General features: G+C 50.5%; 13 protein-coding genes. 11 read left to right on the forward strand and 2 right to left on the reverse strand.

Annotated elements, in window-relative coordinates; all coding sequences use genetic code 11:
- The first annotated feature begins 2 nt into the window (after nucleotides 1–2).
- The 11 genes from CVT49_00065 (at nucleotide 3) to CVT49_00115 (ending at nucleotide 15,910) form a co-directional block, all read left to right on the forward strand.
- Nucleotides 3–1,427 carry a hypothetical protein gene (locus CVT49_00065; protein ID PKK84971.1) on the forward strand — a complete coding sequence of 475 codons (1,425 nt, stop codon included), beginning with the start codon at nucleotides 3–5 and terminating at the stop codon, nucleotides 1,425–1,427.
- A 353-nt stretch (nucleotides 1,428–1,780) separates the two neighbouring features.
- Nucleotides 1,781–4,414, forward strand: coding sequence for a hypothetical protein (locus CVT49_00070; protein ID PKK84972.1), 2,634 nt, complete (start codon nucleotides 1,781–1,783; stop codon nucleotides 4,412–4,414).
- 101 nt (nucleotides 4,415–4,515) lie between these two features.
- Nucleotides 4,516–5,496: a ketol-acid reductoisomerase gene (gene ilvC / locus CVT49_00075; protein ID PKK84973.1), complete on the forward strand. Its 981-nt coding sequence runs from the start codon at nucleotides 4,516–4,518 to the stop codon at nucleotides 5,494–5,496.
- A 1,415-nt stretch (nucleotides 5,497–6,911) separates the two neighbouring features.
- A complete protein-coding gene (locus tag CVT49_00080; protein ID PKK85112.1) occupies nucleotides 6,912–7,607 on the forward strand; it encodes a peptidylprolyl isomerase in 696 nt (231 codons plus the stop codon).
- Nucleotides 7,604–8,413: a hypothetical protein gene (locus CVT49_00085; protein ID PKK84974.1), complete on the forward strand. Its 810-nt coding sequence runs from the start codon at nucleotides 7,604–7,606 to the stop codon at nucleotides 8,411–8,413. The genes CVT49_00080 and CVT49_00085 overlap by 4 nt, the downstream gene beginning before the upstream one ends.
- Nucleotides 8,410–8,892 (forward strand): adenosine monophosphate-protein transferase, encoded by a 483-nt coding sequence (locus CVT49_00090; GenBank protein PKK84975.1) that lies wholly within the window; start codon nucleotides 8,410–8,412, stop codon nucleotides 8,890–8,892. The genes CVT49_00085 and CVT49_00090 overlap by 4 nt, the downstream gene beginning before the upstream one ends.
- 400 nt (nucleotides 8,893–9,292) lie before the next feature.
- A complete protein-coding gene (locus CVT49_00095) occupies nucleotides 9,293–10,837 on the forward strand; it encodes a hypothetical protein (GenBank protein PKK84976.1) in 1,545 nt (514 codons plus the stop codon).
- 66 nt (nucleotides 10,838–10,903) lie between these two features.
- A complete protein-coding gene (locus CVT49_00100; GenBank protein ID PKK84977.1) occupies nucleotides 10,904–11,953 on the forward strand; it encodes a hypothetical protein in 1,050 nt (349 codons plus the stop codon).
- Nucleotides 11,954–11,980: 27 nt separating this feature from the next.
- Nucleotides 11,981–13,276, forward strand: coding sequence for a hypothetical protein (locus CVT49_00105; GenBank protein PKK84978.1), 1,296 nt, complete (start codon nucleotides 11,981–11,983; stop codon nucleotides 13,274–13,276).
- A complete protein-coding gene (locus CVT49_00110; protein PKK84979.1) occupies nucleotides 13,266–14,384 on the forward strand; it encodes a hypothetical protein in 1,119 nt (372 codons plus the stop codon). Before CVT49_00105 ends, CVT49_00110 begins: the two co-directional genes overlap by 11 nt.
- A 14-nt stretch (nucleotides 14,385–14,398) precedes the next feature.
- Nucleotides 14,399–15,910: a hypothetical protein gene (locus tag CVT49_00115; protein PKK84980.1), complete on the forward strand. Its 1,512-nt coding sequence runs from the start codon at nucleotides 14,399–14,401 to the stop codon at nucleotides 15,908–15,910.
- Between the two features lie 84 nt (nucleotides 15,911–15,994).
- Here the strand turns inward: CVT49_00115 and CVT49_00120 are convergent, their stop codons facing one another.
- Both CVT49_00120 and CVT49_00125 read right to left on the reverse strand, forming a co-directional pair.
- A complete protein-coding gene (locus tag CVT49_00120; GenBank protein PKK84981.1) occupies nucleotides 15,995–16,522 on the reverse strand; it encodes a hypothetical protein in 528 nt (175 codons plus the stop codon).
- A gap of 29 nt (nucleotides 16,523–16,551) precedes the next feature.
- Complete coding sequence (locus tag CVT49_00125; protein PKK84982.1) at nucleotides 16,552–18,762, reverse strand: hypothetical protein; 2,211 nt, start codon at nucleotides 18,760–18,762, stop codon at nucleotides 16,552–16,554.
- Nucleotides 18,763–18,773 lie beyond the last annotated feature (11 nt).

Raw genomic sequence — 18,773 nt, forward strand, 5'->3', positions numbered from 1 at the left:
GGATGATTGAAATGCACCGCCAAAGAAACCTCCCTTATTTGCTTGTAATAGCGTTCCTTGTAATTATCGCCCTGGCGCCATTGCAGCAGACATTTTCTCAGGACAAGATTCAGAATCATGTGGTCTTGAAGATTCAGAAGGGCGCTCTGCTCGCTCCGATTCTGAGCGATCTTGATGCTGTCGCAATCGACACGATTGCCGGCAAAAGCACTTTTCTTGTCTATTACAGCGACCCGCTGCCGGTTGACAGTGTGATCGACAGACTTGAAGCAAATCCCAGTGTAATATTTGCCCAGCCCGATTATTTATGTGCGATTCCGGAAATAGGCCAGATCAGTCAATCCTTCCCGGATGAAAACCGGCCTATTTTCATTAACGGAGTCAGTCCCGAACTTTATTATGATCAGCAGGGAGCTATCCTGGTCAGTGCCGATTCGGCGAATTTGATTTCGACCGGAGTCGCGGTGACGGTGGCGGTTATTGACAATGGCCTGAAATTCAATCATCCTCTTTTCGAAAACTCAATATCTGCAAACGGTTATGATTTTGTTGACAAAGACGATTACCCGGCGGAAGAGATTGGCGGGCTGCTGGGTCATGGGACATTTGTCAGCGGGATTATCAAGCGTATTGCTCCCGGCTGCATGATTATGCCGTTGCGGGCTTTTGATGCCGAAGGACTCGGCAGCAGTTTCCAGGTCGCCGAAGCCATCTACTGGGCGATAAGCAACGGCGCCGATGTCATCAACATGAGTTTCAGCACCAGCGAGCCGGATCCGGTCATTTTTGATGCCATCAACAGCGCGCTTGAAGCCAATCCGGCGCTGGCGGCATCCCCGGGCAATGACGGCCAGGAAATGGCCACCTATCCTTCGGCCTATGCCGGTGTAATTGCGGTTTCCGCTATTGACAGTCTGGACTACCTGGCTTGGTTTTCCAACTATGGTAATTATATCGATGTTTGCGCGCCGGGCGTCAATATATACAGTTCTCTGGCCGGCGAGTATGAATGGGGCACATGGAGCGGCACCTCATTTTCGGCGCCGATTGTAAGCGGTGTTTGTGCCCTGGTAATGAGCATCGACCCCAATCTGAACAGCTATTCGGTCAGGAATCTGATTAAATCGACTGCCGAGACCGAACTTTATTGGGGGACGGTTACGATCAACGATCCGATGTACGGCTGGGGGCGGGTTAATGCCTTTGCGGCGGTCTGGGATCTTGTTGTCGGTGATGTCGATATGCTTGGCGGGACAAATGTCCTGGATGTCAGCTATTTATCGCGCTTTGTGTATCGCAACGGACCGCCTCCGAAACCGCAAACGATGCGAGGGGATGTTGATCTTTCCGGCTCGATTGATACTGTCGATATTAACTCTCTGATAGATCAAATATATCGAAACGGAAACGGCGCACCACAGAATTAAGTTTATTTTAGATTAAATATTTGGAACGGCCCGGGCAATTATTCCCGGGCCGTTCTTGTTGCATATATAGCCCACCCGGTATTCTCTCAATTAAAATCACCGTTCTTTTTCTTGGTGACAGTCTGTCGGGCCGGAAATTGATGTATTTTTTTCCACTGCCGGCTGCTCTAATTATATGTAGGGAAACTAATGCATGAACGACCTCTTTTTTGGCGTCACATAACCTGCAGGCAGACATCCCGTTGATTTCTCCGCTATGCAGAATAATAAGGTAAGGAGGTGATAAGTATATTATTCTATTTAATTTAACCGGGATCAATTGACTTTTTCTTCAATCATTCATCGGAGGAAAAATGAAAAGAGTAACACTTCTGTTTCTATTTACCGCATTTATAATCACCGGTACAGCTTTTGCGGCCGATATCATCAAAGTCGACCGTGACTTTGGTCCGTCATTTTATGGCTATGCCCAGAATAAATGCCTTGTTGTCGTCAAGGACGGGACTCCTTCCATGTATGCTCAGTCCCGTGCCGGTCTGGCAATTACCGGAAATGCAGCCATTGATGAAATCGCCAACAATTTTAAGGTCCACGGTTTTGCCAAGCAGTTTCCGGCGGCCGATCAGGCCAGCCTGACGCATCCGTCGGACAAGCCCCTGACCCGTCATTATATCGCCGAATTCCCTCACGGTAATCTTGACGCCGTCATGGAAGCCTACAGCCGTCTGCCCTTTGTCGAGAAGGTCGAACCGATCGGTCTGTACTACATGAGTGCCAGCCCGGTTGACCGTTATTATGACGATCCCCCGGAAACATTCCCCTATGACCAGTGGCATTACTGGGATACCTACGGTATCAGCGCCGATCTGGCCTGGGATAAAGAAACCGGCGATCCCAATGTTGTGGTGGCCGTAATCGACGGCGGTGTGCGGTATTATCACTACGATCTGGGCGGCACCAATCCTCCCGGACCGACTGATAACAGCACCAACGGTAATATCTGGGTTAATAACGGAGAAATTCCCGGAAACGGTATCGACGATGACAACAACGGTTACATCGACGATGTCGTGGGCTGGGACTTCGTAACGACTTCATCGCAGTGCAACGATGTTGACTGTACCACGGCCGACAACGATCCGGCCGACTGCGCCGGTCATGGAACGCATGTTGCAGGAACAATTGCGGCCATTACCAATAATGACCCCACCTTCGGCGTGGCCGGCATTGCCGGCGGCTGGAACGACGGCACCACCAACTTTACTTCCAACGGCGTAAAAATCATGTGCCTTCGTGCCGGTTGGAAAAGCCCGCTGGGCGGCTTGATGAGTATGGATTACTGCGCCCAGGCGATGTATTATGTGGCGACCATGGTCGATAAGGGTGTCAATGTCGCCGCCATTAACTGTTCCTGGGGCTCCTCAAGTTATATCGGACCCGCAGTCAACGCCGTTCTGGCCCGCGACGTCATGGTTATTGTTGCCGCCGGTAACGACAACACCAGCAACTATGACTATCTTGGCGGACGCGCTGATTGCATGGATGTCGGCGCCACCGATCAGAGCGGGAACCCGGCCAGTTTTTCGACCTATGGTTCATGGGTTGATATTGCCGCTCCTGGTGTCGAGATCCTGAGCACCTATCACAATTCGGATGATCCGACCGGCGATTATATCGCCCTGATGGATGGAACCTCGATGGCCTGCCCGCATGTGGTCGGCGTGGCGGCTCTCCTGGAATCATACAATCCCGCCCTGACCGGTCCCGAGAAATTCGCCATTATCACCGATCCGAATAATGTCAAGTGGTACAACCCGACCAAGTATGTCGGTGTCGGCATTATTGATGCCCGCAAGTGCATCGATGCGGCCGGGCCGGCCTGCGATGTGACCGCCGATTTCAGCGGCACACCCACCTCCGGCTGTGCGCCGATGACGGTTAATTTCACCGACCTGTCCACCGGACCGGTGACATCGTGGAGCTGGACTTTCGGCGACGGCGGAACTTCGGCCGCCGCGAATCCGTCCCATCAGTACACCACCGCCGGAACATATACGGTCAGCCTGACGGTTACCTCAGCCGCCTGCAATGATACCGAAACCAAGACCGGTTATATAACCGTATCCAGTGCCGTGACGGCTAACTTCTCAGGAACTCCGACCTCCGGCAATGCCCCGTTGACGGTTAATTTCACCGATCTTTCGACCGGCAACCCGACCGCCTGGAGCTGGACATTCGGTGACGGCGGAACCGCAGCGGTCAAGAATCCTTCGCATCAGTACACCACCGCCGGAACCTATACCGTAACACTGACGGCCTCCAACGCTTGCGGTTCGGATATTGAAACCAAGACCAACTATATCACTGTTACCGAACCCGTTGGTTGTGTGATGCATGTGCAGGACATTCAAGTAATCAGAATCCCCTCCGGCCGCAATTGCACCGGCCGCGCCACCATCTATATTTATGATGCATATAATCAGCCGGTTTCAAATGCCACTGTTTATGTAAGTGTCACGGGAAATACGACCGAATCGAAGACGGGCACGACCGCTTCGGACGGATCGGTTGTTATAACCACGCTCAAGACCAAGAGTTGCAGCGGCGAGTGGTGCTTTGAAGTCACCAACGTGACTCATGCCACCTGCACTTACAATTCATCGGCCAACCTTGTGACCAAGTCATGCGAGAGCGGCGATGTTTATAAACTGCAGAACGGCATTATTCCATACGAATTCAGTCTCAGCAACTACCCCAACCCGTTCAATCCGACCACGACTATCGAGATGAGTCTGCCGGTTGCTTCCGAATGGAATATCAATATTTACAACATCGCCGGCCAGAAGGTCGCCGGATTCAACGGCTTCAGCAATGCCGGTGTTGTTTCGATCAACTGGGATGCCTCGCAGCAGGCTTCCGGTATTTACTTCATGAAAGCCACGGCTGGTGAATACACCGCCGACAAGAAAATGGTTTTGATGAAATAGACAATTTTTTCGAGGCCGGGTGCTCCGGCTTCCGAAAATGTATCGATCCCAAAAAATGCCGCTCATTTCGAGCGGCATTTTTTATTCGGAATAATATACCTATGGTTTGTTTCATTTATTATATTATGTATATGAAGCAGAATAAAATCATTGCCGTTATCGGCTATGGTTCGCAGGGGCGGGCCTGGGCGCTCAATCTCAAAGATTCCGGACGCGAGGTCGTTGTTGGTGTGCCGCCCCGGGATCGATCACGCAAGACGGCCAAACGAGATCGGATGCGAAATATATTTGCCGTTCCCGAAGCGGTCGGCATGGCCGATATTATTGTCTTCGCCTTTCCCGATCACCTTCACGCCAAAGTTTACTATAAGGAAATAGCGCCCCATCTCAAACCGGGGAGCACCCTGGTCTTCCTTCACGGATTGTCGGTTCATTTCGGACAGGTAATACCGCCGGCAATTTGTGATGTCTTGCTGCTAGCGCCGCTTGGACCGGGAACAGCAGTACGCGAAAAGTTTTTAAATAAAGAACCGGTCGGATATTTTTACTGCATTCATCAAAACGCAACCGGCAAAGCCGGGCGGATACTTAAGGAACTTATCCATGACATGAAAATAGATAAGTCCGCCATGATAGAAACGACCTTTGCCGATGAGGCGGTCGGCGATCTGTTCGGCGAGCAGGCTGTTTTATGCGGCGGTCTGACGGAGCTTATCAAGGCGGGTCATGAGACCCTGGTCGAATCCGGGCTGTCATCGGATAAGGCATATCTTGAGGTGGCTTATCAGCTTGATCTGATTATCGACCTTATCAAGCGATTTGGTATCGAAGGGATGTATAAACGCATATCGATGGCCGCCAAATACGGTTCATTTCTGAACGGGCGAAGGATTATCGACGAAGCCGCGAAAAAGCACATGAAAATGATTTTTAAGGAAATCAAAAATGGTTCTTTTGCCGAAAAGCTGCATAAGCTGACACCTGATAAAATAAAGAAGCTGGAAGCCGATTTGAAGAAAATGACCACACCCGCGCTGGATAAATCGGCTCTTAAATTCGCTCCAAAAAAACGCCGAAAATAACCTCCCGACATTATTATATATACTGAATTTTTGTTGACCGCCGCCGATTTGGGGCTAATTTTCAGTTATATATAAATAATCGCGCTGAACCGTAATTTATTAGAAGGTAATTCGATATGAAAAAGATGTCCCTTTCATTTCTGCTATTAATCTTAATTCTTGGCGCCATAGCAGTTTTTTACTTTGACCTGCTGAACCTCAGATTCAGCAAGGAAGCTGTTCTGGCTTCGATTATTTCGGCAGAGGATACGCGCCGGGTGACAGGGAACTTCGAGGATTACCTCAAAAGCCTGGACCCGGAAATTCGCGCCAAAGCGGCCCTGGCGATCGGGCGGATCGGCGATGTTAAAGCGGCCGGGAGCCTTTTTGCAATGCTGGAGGACTCGATCGCCGAAGTTTCCCGAACAGCGGCTTTTGCAATCGGGCTGACCGGTGAGAAAAGCTTTGCGGCGCGGCTTCTGGATGTTTGTCCCGATTTCGAACCGGAGCTGCTGGCCACCTGTATTCAGTCGGTCGGCCGTCTGTCGGACTCGACCATGACCGATGTCAATGTGCTGCTGGCCTCATTTATGACCCACCTCGATCATCGTGTCCGTGAGCAGGCCGCCTATGCGGTCTGGCGGGCCGGCTACAAAGATGCATCGGAGCAGCTTGTCGATCTCGGCACCGATGATCCGGTTCGTCCGGTGAAAATAGCGGCGCTATATGCGCTGGTGCGGATGCGTATCGGCGATGCCGCCGATCTCTATGCCGAATGGCTTCCCGACTCCGATCCCTTCTTCCGAACGCTGGCTCTTCGCGGTCTGGCGCTGCCGGAGGATGACAGCCGGACATCATCGATCGCATCCGGCCTGAATGACCGCAACAACAATGTTATTGCCCAGGCGGTGCTTTCGTTGACATCAATCGGATCGGAAAAGGCCGTCGAGCAATTGAGATCGCACTATGCCGATGAAAGCGACGAGAAGCTGAAGGTGCTGATGCTTGAATCACTCACTGAACTGGAAAGCGATGCGGCTTTGGATTATGCCCACGATGATATAAACATGTCGTCGAGCATCAATATCAAGGCGGCGGCGATAAATTACCTGGCACAGATCACGGGGGAAGAATCAATTCCGCTTATCGACAGCCTGAGTGATCTCAATGATATTTATTTAAAGGCGCGGCTTGCCGACGCGCTGGGAAAAATAGGCGGTGAAGTTGCCGAGCCCAGGCTAGTCTCACTGTTCAATGACAGCGCCGCAACTGTTCGGGCGGCAGCGTTTGGAGTTCTTTGCACGGTCGATTCGGGAAATGTAGATTACTATATTAAAACGGCGCTGGGGGATGAGGATCCGATAATTCGGGCCATTGCCATCGATAAAATCGGGCAATTAAAGATAAGGAAATATTTGCCGCAGCTCGGTTCGATTATGAATGAGCGGGAGAAATCAGATGTCGATATCAAGCGAAGTATTGTCGATGCGGTCTCGAATTTTCTGGACAACGAAACTGATTCTCTGGCGGAGGATATTTTGTATCATGCCCTGCTCGACAAGAATTATGTTGTCAGCCGTCAGGCGGCACAGGTGTACAAAGAAAAACTCGGACAGGATAAATCGGCTTACGCGGCCTTTCCGAACGGTTTAATAAGCGGACGTAAGATTAAATCACTGATCGAAAATAATCGCACTAATCCAAAGGCGAAAATTGTTACGGAGCGGGGCGAGATAGTGATGGAGCTTTACTTCGATGTCGCTCCGCTGACTGTCTATAATTTTATCAACCTGGCACAGCAGAGTTTTTATGACGGATTGATGTTCCACCGGGTGGTCCCGGGATTTGTCATCCAAGGGGGTGATCCGCACGGTGACGGCTGGGGCGGGCCCGGTTATACTATTCGGGATGAGTACAGCGATATGGCCTTCAAACGCGGTATGGTCGGGATAGCACATTCGGGTAAAGATACGGGCGGATCGCAATTTTTTATCACGCTGATGCCGCAGCCGCATCTCGACGCTCGTTATACCATATTCGGGCAGGTGACAACCGGTATGGAGGTGGTCGATCAAATTGTCCGCGGGGACAAAATCAAACGAATAGAAATTATTGTGGGGACCGACAAATGAAAATAATGCTTTTATCTGTCATTTTGTTTCTGGGAGTTTCGGGCAGCGTGTTTCCAGTGGAAAAGATTGCGGTTGTTCCTCTGATCGACTCGGTGCTGGCGGCGCACCAGAGGCAGTTTGATGCTGTCAGCGACATGACTTTCGATGCCATCTTCTATGAACGCCGCACCGACAAGGAAGGTGAGGTTACCGAGGAAAAGAGATACGAAAAGAAAATATACTTGAAAAAAATAGATGACACGTTTCATATCCATCAGAAGTATGTCGCCCTTTATCTCGACGGGGTCCTGCAGGATCGCGAGGCCCTGGTGACCGAAGTTGACAAAAAGCAGGAAGAACGGGTCAAGCGGGGAAACCGCGATTTTACTTATGACCTGACGATTCCGCTTCAGATGCTTTACACCGGGATGTATGATGTCAGCTACAAGGGAATCGCCAAAGAAAAGATCAATGGTTTCACGTGCTATATGCTTCGTGCCGACGCCCGCGAGAAAAATGATACTTTGCTGAACTGCTTGTATTATGTCGATACGGCTGATTATAACCTGGTCCGGGTCGATTTCAGCCCGGCCAAACTGGTCAGCAAACTGATGTTCAAGCTCAAAGAACTGGACATGACGATAAATTACAAGCCATACGACTCAGTAATCTGGATCCCGGATCGGTTTGAACTGCTCGGCAAGGGCAAGGCGGCTTTCTTTATCGGAGTATATTTCCAGTCCGAGGAGACATACACCAACCCGGTGGTCAATTCCGGCCTGGATGATTCATTGTTCGACGAAAGAATTTCAGTGGAGGAGATATGAAAACCAAGGTAATCGATATCAAAATGACGCCCGATCTTAACATGATTTTCGGGATGACGCATTTCATCAAGTCGGTCGAGGATTTGTATGAAGCGATGGTGACCTCATCGGCCTCGGTCGAATTCGGGATCGCTTTTTGCGAAGCATCGCAGGATTGCCTGATCCGCTCCGACGGCAACAGCGAGGATTTGATCAAGCTGGCCGAGAAAACCGCTTTCGATATCGCCTGCGGGCACACTTTTATAATATTCATGCGCAACGGCTACCCGATTAATTTCCTGCCGAGGATCAAATCTGTCCCGGAAGTCTGCCGGATATTTTGCGCCACGGCCAACCCGGTGCAGGTTATTGTCGCCGAGACCGAGCTTGGGCGCGGCGTGATGGGCGTTATCGACGGGCAAATGCCGGCCGGTATCGAGACCGCCGAGCACAAGCAAATCCGCCATAAATTTCTGCGCGATATTGGGTATAAGAGGTAGCCTGTTTTCGTTGTGCTCCACCCCAAACAAGTTTGGCACGGCCACCCTGGAAGTGAACCCAGACACAATATGTTCTGTGATCGGTCGGTCCTCAGACCGACCGCGGCGGGTTTGAGAACCCGCCGATCACATTTTAATGATGGCAAAAAGAAGAAATTGTTGAAACCCCCTCGCCCCAGATTACAATCAGGGAAGGCGGGGATTTTAACCTACTGCTGCAATAAATCCATAAAAAAATAGATATAATTCGGGTCTTGAATTACGTCCACTACCCCTTTTTGGCGAAAAAGGTCGTGTTTAAAACAAGAAACAAGTGTATAAATAATTAAGAAACTCAAATACTTCGACTTACAATAGTTTTTCTTGCAGTGAATATTACAAATTTGTATATTTTTACACTATGGAAGAACAGCAATTTATCGGCAGTTACAGGATACTGAAACGGATCGGCACGGGCGGCATGGCGCGGGTCTATCTTGCAGTGCACCAGGATGTTCCGAACCTTAAGGTGGTCCTGAAAGTGCTCACGAATCCAAGGATGGCGGAGCGTTTCCGGCAGGAAGCCGACAAGCTGGCCCTTCTGGATGCCAACCCCAATATCGGCCGCATCAAGCATTTTTTCAATCATGGTGATGATTTTGTGATCGCCATGGATTATATCGACGGGGAGTCGCTCGAGGAGATTCTTGAAAGAGAGGGCAAGGTTCCGGTGGCCCGGGCCTGCTGGATAATGACGCGGGTGCTCGAGGTGCTCAAGGCCGCGCACGAAAAAGATATTTCGCACCGCGATATCAAGCCGAGCAATGTCATGATCGACAAAGACGGCCATGTGAAAGTCATCGATTTCGGCATCGCCAAAGGCAAAACCGATCCGAATCTAACCATTGCCGGGACGGCGGCGGGAACGCCGGCGTATATGTCGCCGGAGCAGTTCAGCGGGGCGGAAAATGTCAATTATTCCCTGGTCGATATTTATGCGACCGGGACGACTTTATATCATATGCTGACCGGCGAACTGCCGTTCAAGAGCGACAACCAGTTTATTTTACGCGACGCCAAATTGGCGGGCGAGCCGGTTAATCCGGCCAAGCTGAATTCCGACATTCCCAAAGAGCTGGCCGGTATCATCATGAAATCGCTGCGCATCCAGCCCGAAGAGCGGTTTCAATCGGCGGGCGAGATGATTGCGGCACTGGCGCCGTTATGCGGCCGAGGTATAAGTCTGGAATTGGCGGCGGCAAAAGAAACGGCGACGCCTTCACCCAAACCTCCCCGTGAGCCGCGCAAAAAGTCAAAGATGATGCCATTGATAATCGGCGCCGCTGCCGTAGTTATATTAGTCGCCGCGGCATTATATTTATTCTTTCCATCCGGCGAAGAGACAAAGAAGGAAACAACTCCGGTGACAGGTACCACCGGCGCTGATACGACCGTATCGACCGGAGGAGTATCGGTTGCGGCCACAGGTATTCTGGCACTGACTATTGCACCATCGGGAGATTTTTATTTTGACGGCAGCCTGATCGGCGCCGCCATAGCGGAAACATCGCTCACGAGCGACACCGGGATGCATTATATCCGGGTCGAGAACAATCGGGCAGTTAATAAGATTATGCATGATACAATATATTTGTCACCGGGCGAGATCCTTCCGCGCCGCTACACTTTCGAACTGGCCCAGGTGAAGGAGCCCGAACCGGAACCGGAACGGAAACCGGTCACGGGCAACGGAAAAGTTCTTGTCGGCTCGCGGCCGCGCGGCGGAGATATATACATTGACGGGAAGCTTCAAGAACAGCAGACACCATTCACGTTCAATCTCAGCAACGGACAGCATATTATCAAGATCAATGTCGAACAGGGCGGCAAGATGCTGGCTTATGTGGATACGGTGAAGGTCGAAATCAACGGATCGCACCGCGTCTTTTTCAATGCCGAAGAATAAGCTGTTATATTTTTGGGATAGATAGACACGAAATATCGTCATTAATATTTAACCTGGAGAGCAGCCATGAATATGTATGTAAGGACCGCGGGGGCGCTGTGTCTTGCTTTGCTGGTTGTCCTGATGTCGGGGCCCGTGAATAGGGTATCGGCGCAGGAGAGCGGCGATGTCGCGACCAGACTGGCCGAAGCAATCGACTTATACAGCAACCTTGAATTCGACAAGGGGATGGCTATCACGAACGAACTTATCAGCCAGGACAACCTGACGGGCAAGGATTCGATAGCCATCTACGAAGTGATGAGTATTATCACCTATGCCAAAGGTCTGGAATACCAGCGTAAAGCTTATGAATTCCTGACCAAAATAGCAACCATCGATCCCTGCCTGATATTGTTTCCGCGCGAGATCTGGCCGTCGGAACTGCGCGATCAATGGTACAAACTGACACAAGCCAAGGACAAGCTGGTTTGTGATGAGGCTACCGATCCGGGGATCAAAACGATCGCCATATTGGAGTTCGACAATTATTCGGTCGGCAAATTCCAGGAGGAACTGGGATTTCTGGCCAAAGGGCTGGCCGACTTTTTCCAGCATGATTTCTCGCAGATAAGTTCCCTGAAGGTGGTCGAACGGGACAAAATCGATTATGTCCTGAAGGAGCTGGAACTGACCGAGTCGGGCAAGATAGACAAGGCCACGGCGGCGCGGGTCGGCAAGATGCTCGGGGCGCAATTGATGGTTTTCGGCAGCATCACGCAGTTGAGCGCCAAGAGCACGAGAATGATCGTGAGGGTGGTGAAGACCGAAACATCGGAGATAATCGCGTCGGTCGATAAAGAAGGCAAACCGGATTATGTGCTGCTTGAAAAGGAACTGGTCAATGAACTGGCCGAAAAGCTGAATATCATGCTGACCGACGAGACCAAGCTGATTCTTAAGGAGAGCAATACCGAGTCGATGGATGCGGCGAAGCTTTATGCGCATGGCCTGGAATATATGGATCAGTATGATTACAAGAAAGCCTATGAGTATTTCAAGCTGGCCTATGATGCCGACAACACCTTCACCGAAGCCAAACGCAAAATGGAAATTTACCGTCCGCTTATCGGCTAAGGCTACAATTATCCGAGGGGAGACGACATGATAAAGAAACTGATGGTACTGCTTCTATTGCTGGCTGCGGGATGCTCCCAGTCGCTGTATATGCAGGGACGGCAGCAGGCGGATGAGGGCCGGTATGACGAGGCGGTCGATATATTATACAGGGACATACAGAAGAATCCCGGCAGTTATGAAGGCTGGCGGGAACTTGGTGTGGCGTACTATAAGAAGGGGGATTTGCTCAAGGCCGAGGATGCGCTCAAACAGGCCAATAATATTCAACCGGATGCACGGACCAATCTGTATATGGGACTGATTTTCGAGCAGCGCAAGCAGTATGACCAGGCTATTGCGGCATATTCGTCATCCTTGAATATGGAATCCGAAAAAAAGACGGAGGCTATGATCCGGGCTCACCTGGACCGGTTGATTGCCCTTAAGATCAAGGAAGAGGCGCAGCAAACGATTGCCGACGAGAACGCCATCGATGTCGCGTCCATTCCGGACAACAGCATTGCGGTGGTCGATTTCGACGGCTCGCAGCTTCCGGCCGACCTGGCGCCGATCACGAAGGGGCTGGCCGAGTTTACGGCCGGCGATCTTTCCAAAGTATCATCGCTGACGGTCGTGGATCGCATGAAGATCAATGCTATCTTGAGCGAATTGAAACTGGGCTCATCGGAGTATGCCGATCGGGCGACTTCGCCAAGAGTCGGGCGCCTTATTGGAAGCAGGAAGGTGGTCACGGGAACGGTCCTGAGTACGGGCGAAGGCGGCATCAGGCTTGACGGGGCCATAGTCAACACGGTTGACAGTTCGGCCGAGATGACGACACCGGTCGAAGGCAAGGTGCAGAGTTTCTTTGCACTGCAGAAGGATTTCGTGTTCAAGATCATCGACAGCCTGGGCATCAGTCTGACCAAAGCGGAACGCGATGCCATCGAAGAGGTGCCGACCGAATCATTCCTGGCTTTCATGGCCTATTGCCGCGGACTGGATTACCAGAGCCGCGGAATGCCGGACGCCGCACGGCAGGAATTCCAGACCGCCGCCGGTCAGGACAAGAATTTCATGCAGGCGGCGGGAAAACTTCAGGCGCTCGCTCCCGGCGGAGCGACCTCGTTCGAAGGTTTCGAGGCATCGGTTACAGAGGCAAGTGAGAAGGAGCTTGAGGTTCTCGGCCTGGACGGGGTGCAAATCTCGACCATCATCAACAGCGGTTTTATTCAAAACTACATAGATTTTGACCGCTTCGGTTTCTCCGCCTTCAGGCCGCCGGTAATATTCGACGGGGGCGTCCTGGTCATAATAAGGGGGGACCTCGATGCGCAATAAAATATACCTCTGCATATTGCCGCTCATGCTGGCAATTGTTGCCGCCCCCCAGCTTTACGGGCAGATCATTTATGATCAGCCGGGCTCCGGTCAAGCCAGGATGATTTACAGCCATTGGAAAATTAAGGGCGACAGTGCCGAAATAAAAGTTAATCAATTGGCAATGCCGGTAACCGGTTTTGTTCCGCTGCAGGACAATCTGGAGGCGCAATTCTATATGGCCAACGCCTCGAATAAATTGTCGGTGATAGACTCCGATACGACATTAGCCGGCTTCAGCGATTTTCGGGTGCAGGTTAACAAGTCGCTGTACGAAGATCAGCTTCTTTTAAGCGGCGGTATCAACCTGCCGATCGGCAAAAAGAAACTTGATCCGGACGCCGATCGCGCGATAATTGATGTCTTGTCCACAAACTATTTATCTTTTCCGATACGCCGGTACGGCGAGGGGTTCGGGTTCAATGCCCTGATCGGCGGGGCGACCATTAAGGGGAATACCCGCTATGGTGTCGGCATCATGTACCAGTACAACGGTTCATATGATCCGTATGAAGGCGAGGGCAGCTATGACCCGGGTGATCTTGTCAGTTTCAATATCAGCGCCTCGCAATCGTTCGAGAAGACGGCAGTCAGCGGCGACTTCATCTTCAGTTCATTCGGCAGCGACAAGCTTGATGATGTCGAAGTATATGACGCGGGCGGACAGCTTGATATGCGCCTGAGAGGCGTCATGACCGAAAAGACGTACAGTCTTGGCGGATATGTCCGCTACCTGCATCGTTTCAAACCGCTTGAGTTCGACATTTTCAGCGGTATTTCGGAAGAGGCCCGTTTCTATGGAAATGAGTTTTCCATTAACGGCAATTTCAATTATCATCCAGACAAGAAGTGGTACGTCTCGCCGTCTATTGATATGCGGCTTATCGGCAAAAACGATCAGGGATTCGATAAATCCACCATATTCGGCATCGGCGGCATGTACGGTCGCAAGCTCGGTGAGCGAATGGATCTGGATGTCGGCCTGAAATATTTCACCGGCTCGGCCGATGACGGCGCGCTTGACCTGACCGGGCTTCAATTAACCTTCGGCCTTGCGGCGATATTTTAAGGAGGGCCCGGAAAATGATAAAGCACAATAAACTCAGTATTATCAGCGGCCTAATTCTTCTGATATCAGCCATGCTTCTGGTTGGAAGCTGCTCCGAAAGGCCGACCGAAGGCACGTCGGGCCACTCGCTCCAGATAAAGATCAATGCCGCCCAGATGGGGCTCGGCGAAGCCGAGCAACTGGATTTATTCATTTTGACCGTGACGGCGCCGGATATAGAAACTCCCATAATCGGAGTATTATTTTTGGTCGACGGGTTTCTAGTTGGAGAAGTGATCGTCCCTCCGGGAAAGAACCGGCATTTTGTTATCGAGGCGTACGACGCCGGAAGGCTGATTTACCGAGGAGAGACAACAACCGACATCGCCGCCATAACGGGCGTGATTATCGAGATTAACCTATATCCGCAGGTTCCGATGGTTAAATTGTCGCCGCGGCGTATGGTGATACCGCAGGGATCATCTTTCGGATTGGATCTGAAGGTATATAATATTATGGAATTGAATACGATTACGGTTAGTATTATTTACAATAATGACCTTCTGGTCGTCCAAGGAGCCGAACTGAATCCATCACTGGCCGATTCCCTTGCGCTCCAATACATCGGTGATGTTGCCGGCTTTGGGTTTCAGATATTTCCTCGAAACGAAGTCCGAGTCGGACTCCTGGTGGATGACTCAGGATATGCCACATTGGCAACCGTCAATTTCCAGACTTATGCGTACAGTGAAGATGTCGTAATAGATAATATCTATATCGATTACCTGGAGTTATCCAAATACCTGGATTCGATTCCAACCGCGCCTGTGGTCAGAGAGGGGAGCAGCGTTGAGATGTACCGCCCGACCTTTTCGACGGTGGCTTACTGGAGAATGAATGATGATTCCACCAATAACATAGTTTATGATGCATCCGGCAATAATCTCAACGGCGTGGCCACCGGCACCTATCTCGAACCCGGTATTCACGGCATGGCCCGCGTATTCAACGGCGATGGTGATTTTGTGGAAGTGCCGGACGACAATTTGCTCGATATTACCAAGGAGATTACCATTTCGATGTACGCGCGGTTCGCCGGAGGAGTCACACAACAGACATTGATGAGCAAACGTGCTCCGGATGGAAATATTAATTACCAAATCAGCATGACACCAACTTTTAATTCAGCCAATACCATAATAACATTCGAATACGGGACGCCGCCGGGGCATGCGTATCAGGTGGCGACGCCTCTGATGGACAACGAATATCACCAACTGGCAATCTCATTTGTCTTTGGTGATCCGACATCGGCGCTCTGGATGATCGACGGCCGGGTGATAAAGGAGGGATCCTGGGTTTCCGGTGACGGAACCGCTGTTCCTGTGGCCAACTCAAGTCCACTGGAATTGGGGCGCCAGCTATCCGGCAATAGTAGCAATTATTTCTGGGGCGGCTTGGATGAGGTCAGTATTTCCGATTCGGCGCTGGACTCGATAATGATCGGGATATGGAGGCAGTCGATTATAACGGCCTTGAAGAAATAGCAAAGATTCGGATATTTCGCCTTTCAAAAAAAAGCCGGGCACTGCCAACAGTGTCCGGCTTAAGTTTTTTTCGGGATATCAGGATTATTCGCTCTGCATGACAACCGTCTCGGCGATTTTGGCATTATAGACAACATCGGCCGGAATCTCGGCCTGACTGCCCTTGATGAATAATCCAAAAATAAACATATAGGAGAGCAGCTTTTTGCCTTTGCCTTTCTTTTCCACTTCGCCGGTCAGCTTGATAGTGGGCACATCGACCCGCGTAAATTCGCCTTTCGGTTCCAGTTCCACAAATCCGATTTTAAGATAACCCGGCTTGCCCGCCTTTGAGGATGCTTTCACGTCGAGCACTTCGGCTTTCCCGGCGGTGCCTTTTTCGATAATCACGCGGCCCCCGATGATGACCGGCTCGTCAAGCGTAATGGCAAGGGGGACGCCCTTGGTCAATTTCCCCGAGTTGATTCGCATCGACTTGTCAAAGCGCACCTTTATTTCGGTTCCTTCCGGAAGCTGCACTTTGCCCGCATATAAATCAGGAATCAAAAACAAACAAAAAAGCAAAACAGCCGCGAAAACTTTTGTTACTGCTCCAATATCTATTCTTTTCATGCTGTACTCCTGTTTAAGGTCCTTGTTTTCTACTCAAGCTTCGGGAGCTGATCCTTCAGGCTCGGAGTGAAGCTTATAATAATTGTCTTACCTATATTATTAAATAAAATTGAACCGTCCATGTCAAATAAAGAATATTTTCCTTTCAGGACCGTTTTGTCGCTGGGGATTTTGCCCCACTGGCAATTATGTTTGAGTTCATCGAATGCGATATGAATATCGTCGTCGATTTTCCACTCCAGCGCAAATTCCTCGCCTTCAAGAAACTGCGTTTCCAATGACCAGGTCGGATTATCGCCTTTGGGGGTCACTTCCACATGAACATGGCCCATCTCAGGAATGGATGAAATTTTATAGACATAGCGGCGCTTTTTCGACCATTTGTCGACCTCTTTCATAAATGAATCGATGGCCGAAATCTGGGCCTGATCGGAGGCCGGATCGAGTTTTCCGCGAATTTTTTTGAGGTCATTGACCGCCTTCCCGAGCACAAAAGCGGCTTCGGTGGAATTATTGATTCGGTCTTTGATGTCCTCGAATTCTTCGAGGGCAATTTTGGAATCAACCTTCTGCGCCACCACCTGCTTTTTGAATTTGGCAATTCCGTTAAGAGCATCGCCGAGTTGATTTTCGGCGCCGCTCATATCGCGGCTGTTGGCGCGATCGAATTTGATTTGATCCTGGATGGCGACCGCGGCGGTGGTATCGTTGCGGAGAGCAATATATTGCGTGAATAAATTCCAGTAGGTAAGGGTTCGGTCGCTGCGAACATACAGGGTGGAGCTTTCATCGCCGGCATGAAGTTCATTGAGCCCGGCCAGCAATTTTTCATGATCGGGTTGAAGAATAAGACTGTCATTGCTCGGATTGATACGCGGCCAGCGAGTCGAGTCCTTAACAATCATCGAGAAATCAAGGATCAGGTTATCCAGGCGGGTAATGGCTTTGCCGACATTGAAGTCGGAATAAATCTCGCGAATCTTTTTGGCCGGAAGCTGGTAATCGGGGAAAATCTGTCTGACCAGCCAGCGGCTTTCATAATTGCGATATTCGCGAATGATGGATTGGCGTTCCGATTCGGTGGTATTGAAGTAATTACCATCATAGGCTTTGAGAATATTTTGTTCCACCCGCTGCGGTTTCGGATAAAGAATTTTAAAATGATACAGGAAAGGCAGCGAATAGAAAAGCATCCAGATAACGCTGATCAAGGCGACAAATTTAGCCGCTTTGTGGAAAAAAGCAATCTTTTTGCCCCTGTCAATAGCTGACAGCAGCCAGTAGAACGGCTCACGGACGCCGATCGGACGAATTTTTGGCGGCGGGACATAGATGGAATGGCCGACATCAGTACCAATTTTTTCAGGATTTGAACCGGTGTTGGAGACAAAGAAAATCTGGAAATCGAGCGTGCGTCCGACAACTATTCGGAGGAACTCCCGCAGTTTTACCAGAACGTTTCTGACCGAACCGGCCCACTCGGAGCTGGAAGCGATGCGGTTGCTGGTAAGAACTTTTTCCACGAATAATTCAAAATCTTCGGCGATAAAATGCTCTTCTTCACCGCTGACCAATATGGTTTGATTCTCGGAAAAGCCGGGGAGAACATCAGATTTATTTACCACCAGAGCGACCGGAATGGGCAGCCGCTTGTTAAGAGGCGCCAGCCGTTCAAGCATATTGACGAAAGAAGCAACATGGGCCTGCGTCTGCAATTCGGCTCCAAGAATCTTGGGATCGAAAAAGAACAAAATTCCATCGCAGCCATCCATAAAATCGAAAATTTTATCGGAAATTTCGCCGCGGTCGGTAATTGAGACACCCTTGCCGTTGTAGTCATAAGCGACGACCGGAAGTTTCTTGCGGCGGTTAAGAACAGCCGTGAATTGAAGCACCTTGTCGGACTTGGTGGAATCGGGGAACTTCTGTTCGCCCTTGAAATCAACCACGGTGCCGGCCTCGCCGGTGCTTCCCAATCCCCAGATGGAGCGGTAGTTGGAAAGAAACTCACCGGCGGTGGAATTATCGGTCACCGAAATCTGCAGATCCTTGGAAATTTTACATTCCTCGTTGAGAACGGTATAATAAACCGTCTTTCCCGAATTGTCATGGCCGAAAATACCGATACGTGTTCCGGCCGGCCAGGTCAGGCCGCCGCCGCCTTCGCCCTTTTTCCCTTTTTGTTTGGACGCCATCTTGGCGCCCTTTTTTCCGAATTTAAATATTTTTGCAAATCCCATATCTTATTCTA

It is taken from the genome of candidate division Zixibacteria bacterium HGW-Zixibacteria-1 (assembly GCA_002838945.1).
In the GTDB taxonomy this organism is placed as follows: Bacteria; Zixibacteria; MSB-5A5; order GN15; family PGXB01; genus PGXB01.